General features: G+C 69.2%; 5 protein-coding genes and 1 pseudogene. 2 read left to right on the top strand and 4 right to left on the bottom strand.

Annotation, left to right across the window (positions count from 1 at the left end; genetic code table 11):
• On the bottom strand, nt 1–295 hold a 295-nt coding region (locus GJV64_RS11160; RefSeq protein ID WP_205599601.1), incomplete at its 3' end, for a recombination protein O N-terminal domain-containing protein.
• 119 nt (nt 296–414) lie between these two features.
• On the opposite strand from GJV64_RS11160, the gene GJV64_RS11155 reads away from it, so the two are divergent.
• Nucleotides 415–1161, top strand: a complete 747-nt coding sequence (locus tag GJV64_RS11155; protein ID WP_164157303.1) for a cistern family PEP-CTERM protein — start codon at nt 415–417, stop codon at nt 1159–1161.
• Nucleotides 1162–1223: 62 nt separating this feature from the next.
• On the opposite strand, the gene era is transcribed toward GJV64_RS11155, so the two are convergent.
• Together era and rnc are read right to left on the bottom strand one after the other, a co-directional pair.
• Nucleotides 1224–2114 (bottom strand): GTPase Era, encoded by an 891-nt coding sequence (era, locus tag GJV64_RS11150; RefSeq protein WP_164157302.1) that lies wholly within the window; start codon nt 2112–2114, stop codon nt 1224–1226.
• A complete protein-coding gene (gene rnc, locus GJV64_RS11145) occupies nt 2111–2842 on the bottom strand; it encodes a ribonuclease III (protein WP_164157301.1) in 732 nt (243 codons plus the stop codon). The genes era and rnc overlap by 4 nt, the downstream gene beginning before the upstream one ends.
• Nucleotides 2843–2941: 99 nt before the next feature.
• Between rnc and pgi the strand changes: the two genes are divergently transcribed.
• Nucleotides 2942–4453, top strand: coding sequence for a glucose-6-phosphate isomerase (gene pgi / locus GJV64_RS11140; protein ID WP_164157300.1), 1512 nt, complete (start codon nt 2942–2944; stop codon nt 4451–4453).
• Between the two features lie 12 nt (nt 4454–4465).
• Here pgi and GJV64_RS11135 read toward each other — a convergent pair.
• Nucleotides 4466–5033, bottom strand: a pseudogene (locus GJV64_RS11135) (catalase HPII); the annotation flags it as partial.

Below are 5033 nucleotides of genomic sequence, written 5' to 3'. Positions count from 1 at the left end.
CGGCGGCCAGGCCGGCGACATGCTCCACCACGGCCATGGCGGCCGGCCCGTGCAGCATCGCCATGTTGCTGGCCAGCGGGTGAACGGCGGCCACCGGCAGCTGCCCGGCACGGCGCGGCGTCAATTCCAGCGCCACCTGGTTGCCCAGCTGCAGCACAGCCCGCAGCGCCCGGCCGCGTCCGCCATGGACATAGGCCGCCACCAGCCCCGACGACGCGTCGAGGAAACGCGCCACCACGCCATGCTCGCCATGCGGCAGCAGTCCCACCACCAGCGCCGGTTCGATGCGGATCATGGGCGCCATCATAGCGGCTTGCCGGGAAAAGCCACCGCCTAGGTAGTTTTAACGATGCATTTACGCTTGATTCAGGCGGCGATTGGAGTCATAACCCGGCTGTTCTTAACGGTGGGGTAATGGAAATGAACAAGTTGCTTTTGACCTTGGCTGCGCCGGCGTTCATGCTTGGCGCCCCGGTTCTCGCAGCGGTGCCGCTCGTCGACTCGCCGATCACGGTGACGTCGGCCGACATCGGCAAGTCGTTCACCTACGACTTCAATGGCATCATTGGTGAAGTCGAACAGAGCGGGCTGATCGCGTCGGTCCAGTTCAAGCTGACCGGCATCTCCGGGAATACCTGGTCATTCGACGCCCGTTTCGACAACAATCTGTCGTCAGAGCCAATCGGTGGGCGGATTTCGGGTTTCGGCTTCAACGGTGACCCGGAAATTATTGGCGCCGCTGCCGTTTCCGGTCCTTTCACGGGTGTCCTGCTCGACGCCGGTTTCCCGCAGATCGGCGGCAAGACGAAGATCGACTTCTGCATCGAATCGCAGGGCGATGACCCTGGTGGCAAGGGTAATTGTGGCGGCGGTGGCGACGGCGTGTTCGACGACACCACGGCCTTGCAGAAGTTCACGCTGAGCTTTGCTGATCCGATCACGTCGGTGGTCTTCAACAATTTCATCATCCGCTGGCAGTCGATCGAGGGCAGCCGCCTTGGCAGCTCTGGTGTCGGTATGGGTGAAGGCGGCGGCTTCGATGGCGGTGGCGATCCCACCGTTCCGGAACCGTCCACCTGGGCGATGCTGATCGCCGGCTTCGGCCTGGTCGGCGCGGCGGCCCGCCGTCGCAAGGCGGCTGGCCTCACCGTCGCGGCCTAAACCGCGGCAGCGCCAACCGAACACGCCCGGCTGCGCTTTCCGCAGCCGGGCGTTTCGTTTTTCTAGTCCACGAAGTCCAGCCCCACCGCGCTGTAGAGGCTGCGGTCCTCGCCCCAGTCGGCCTTCACCTTGACATGCAGGAACAGGTGCACCTTCACGCCCAGCAGCTCGGCGATGGCGGCGCGCGCCGCTTCCCCGATGCTGCGGATGCGGGCGCCGCCCTTGCCCAGCACGATCGCCTTCTGGCTGTCCCGCTCGATGATGATCTGCTGGCGGATGGCCACGCTGCCGTCGCGCCGCTCCTCCCAGGTCTCGGTCTCGATGGTGGCGGCATAGGGAAGCTCGGCCGACAGCTGCAGATAGAGCTGCTCGCGCGTCAGCTCGGCCGCCATCAGCCGCGTGGTGGCAGCCGTCAGCTGGTCTTCGGGATAATGCCACGGCCCTTCCGGCAGCCGGCTGGCCAGCGCCGCCTTCAGTTCGGCCACACCATCCCCGGTGGTGGCGGAGATGAAGAAGATCTTGTCGAACGGCAGCAGCGCGTTGGCCTCGGCGGCCAGCGCCAGCAGGCGCTCTTTCACGCAGATATCGACCTTGTTGAGCACAAGCAGCTTCGCTTCACGGCGGCTCTTCAGCCCCTCGATGATCGCCGGCACCTCGCCCTTCAGGCCCGCCTTGGCGTCGACCACCAGCGCGATCACGTCCGCCTCGCCGGCACCGTCCCACGCCGCCTTCACCATGGCGCGGTCCAGCCGGCGGCGCGGCGTGAAGATGCCCGGCGTGTCGACCAGCAGCATCTGCGCCTGATCGTGGATGGCGATGCCCACCAGCCGCTGGCGCGTCGTCTGCACCTTGGGCGAGACGATCGCCACCTTCTGGCCCACGATGGCATTGACCAGCGTGGACTTGCCCGCATTGGGCGCGCCGACCACCGCAATGCTGCCGCAACGGGTCATGCCGCCTTCTCCACAATGGCCAGCAGGGTCGTGGCCGCCGCCTTCTCCGCCTCCTGCCGCGACTTGCCCTGGCCGGTGGCCGGCGGCTGGCCGCGCACCGTCACCTCCACGGTGAAGGTTGGCGCATGGTCCGGCCCCTCGCGGCCCACCACCAGATAGACGGGCATGCCCAGCCGGCGCTTCAGCGCCCAGATCTGCAGGGCGCTCTTGGGATCATTGAGAAACGGCTGTTCGGCGGACATCAACGGGCCCCAGTGGCGCTCCACCAGCGCGCGCGCTGCCTCCCAGCCGCCATCGACGAACACCGCGGCCACCACGGCTTCCGCCACGTCGCCCAGCACATTGTCGCTGTCGGCCAGGCCCTTGGCGCGGGTCACCGCCTCCATGGTGATCAGCGGGCCCACATTCCAGCCGCGCGCCACGCGGGCGTTGGCCGGGCCTTCCACCATGGCGTGCAGCCGCACCGTCAGCCGGCCCTCCGGCTCGTCGTGGCGGCCATAGAGCAGGGTGGCAACGGCACAGCCCAGCACGCGATCGCCCAGGAATTCCAGCCGTTGATAGCTGCTGCCGGCCTCGCGGCTGGCACTGCCGTGGGTGAGCGCCCGGTCGAGCAGGGCCAGATCGGCAAATCCGTGCCCCAGCACGTCACGCGCCCAGGCATCGATCCGGGCCAGCCGGTCAGCCAGTCCCAGGCCCGGTTCGGGCGCGGCGGGGCGTTTGCGGGTCATCGCGCCTGCCGTGGGCGCAAGCCGGCGGTTGGTCAAGTCCCTGCAGGGCGGGCCCGTTCCCCTCTGGACTTCGCCGCCGGCCCGCCGGAAAGATGGGCCATGGACCATCTCGCTCCGATCCGCCGTCTCGCGGCCCAGCCGGTGGACATTGCCGGCCTGTTCGCCGCCGAACCGGACCGGCTGGCTCGCTTAAGCCTGTCGGCCTGCAGCATCCACGCCGATCTCTCCCGGCTGGCGCTCCCGGCGGCGGGGCTGGAGCTTATGCTGGAGGCAGCCCGCGCTGCCGATCTGGCCGGCTGGCGCGAGCGGCTCTTTTCCGGAGCTGTCGTCAACCCCACCGAAGGCCGCGCCGCCACCCATACGGCGGAACGCGGCAGCGGCAGCGCCGCCGACACGCTTGCGGCAACGCGATCGGCAGCGGCCGCAGATGCGCTGGCCAACCGTCTGCGCCGCGACGGGACACGGCACGTCATCCACATCGGCATCGGCGGTTCGGCGCTGGGCCCGGCGCTGCTGCTCGATGCGCTGGGCCGAGATGGTGATGGGCCGGCCGTCCATGTGGTCAGCAACATTGATGGCGAGGCGCTGGCCCGCGCCATGGCCGCCTGTGATCCGGCCACCACGCGGCTGGTGATCGTCTCCAAGACCTTCACCACCCTCGAGACGATGACCAACGCCGAGACGGCGCTGGCCTGGCTGGCGGCGGCCGGCGGTTCGCGAGACCAGTGCATCGCCATCACCGCCCGGCCCGACCGAGCGCGGGCCTGGGGCGCGGGCGAGGTGCTCGAGTTCGCCGACAGCCTGGGCGGGCGCTATTCCCTGTGGTCGGCCGTGGGCCTGCCGCTGGCGCTGCGCTGCGGCCCTGAGGCGCTGGCTCAATTGCGCGCCGGTGCCGCCGCCATGGACGCGCATTTTCGGGAGCGCCCGCTGTTCCGCAACCTGCCGGTGCTGGCGGCGCTCGCTGATGTGTGGGCGGCCCACGGCCAGGGCCAGCAGAGCCGCGCCGTGTTCTGTTACGACGAGCGGCTGCGCCTGCTGCCCGCCTATCTGCAGCAGCTGGAGATGGAATCGAACGGCAAGCGGGTGACGCGCGACGGCGCACCGGTGGCGGGGCCAACCGCGTCGATTACCTGGGGCGGCACCGGCACCGATGCCCAGCACGCGGTGTTCCAGCTGCTGCACCAGGGCACCGTGGTGGGGCCGGTGGAGTTCGTGGCGGTGACGCAGCCGGGCCATCAGTTGCCGTCCAGCCATCACCGGCAATTGCTGGCCAGCTGCCTGGCGCAGGGGGCGGCGCTGCTGAAGGGGCGCACATTCGCCGAAGCGCAGGCCGTATCGGGCGGCGACGATGCCCTGGCGCGCGCCAAGACCTTCCCCGGCAATCGGCCCTCATCGACCCTGCTGCTGGACCGTCTGGACGCCGAAACGCTGGGTGCGCTGATCGCCTTCTACGAACATCGCACCTTCACCGCCGCCGTGCTGCTGGGCATCAACCCGTTCGATCAATGGGGCGTGGAACTGGGCAAGGAGCTGGCCAATGCCATGCTGGCCGGGACAGACCTCGGCCTTGATCCATCGACGGCCGATTTGATGGCGCGCGCCGGCCTCTGAGGCGTTCAGGGCCTAATAGACGCTGCGCACATCGGGTTCCCGCGCCCAGACCCGCCCCGCGGCGGCGGCGTCGACAAAGCCGGCAACATTGGCATCAAGGTCGCACACGCCTTCATCCTCGGCGACGCCAGCCGCTTCCAGCAACGGCATTGCATCGGTCGTGGCGCCGATGACCTTCAGATGCGCAAAGGCATCGTGCACGAAGGCGACAGCAGCGGATTCGCCCAGCAGCGCATGGGCACCGCGTTCCGACGTGATGATTGCCACCGCGTCGAACAGCACCGACGGCCCGCCGGCCAACTGGTGATCGGCCTTCAACTGGCTGCCATCATCAAGCGTGACGCCGCCGATGGTGGGGCAGATGATTTGCACGCGCGCGCCCGCCCCCGTCACGACCTTCAGCATGGCGGTCACCACGGCAGCGCTGGCACCATCGGTGACCAGTGCGCCCACCCGGCGCCCGGCAAACGGCGGCGCACCGCGCGCCAGCATGCTCAGGCTGGGGGCCGGCGCCAGATCCGGGCGCGGCGGCGTGGCGGGCGTGGCGGGCGTGATGGCGGTGCCGTGCCCAAGGCCGGCT

Origin of the sequence: Sandarakinorhabdus rubra (assembly GCF_010994245.1) — a bacterium.
GTDB classification, from domain to species: Bacteria; Pseudomonadota; Alphaproteobacteria; order Sphingomonadales; family Sphingomonadaceae; genus Sandarakinorhabdus; species Sandarakinorhabdus rubra.
Note: the sequence above shows the minus strand (reverse complement) of the source record. Positions and strands in the feature narration are given on the sequence as shown.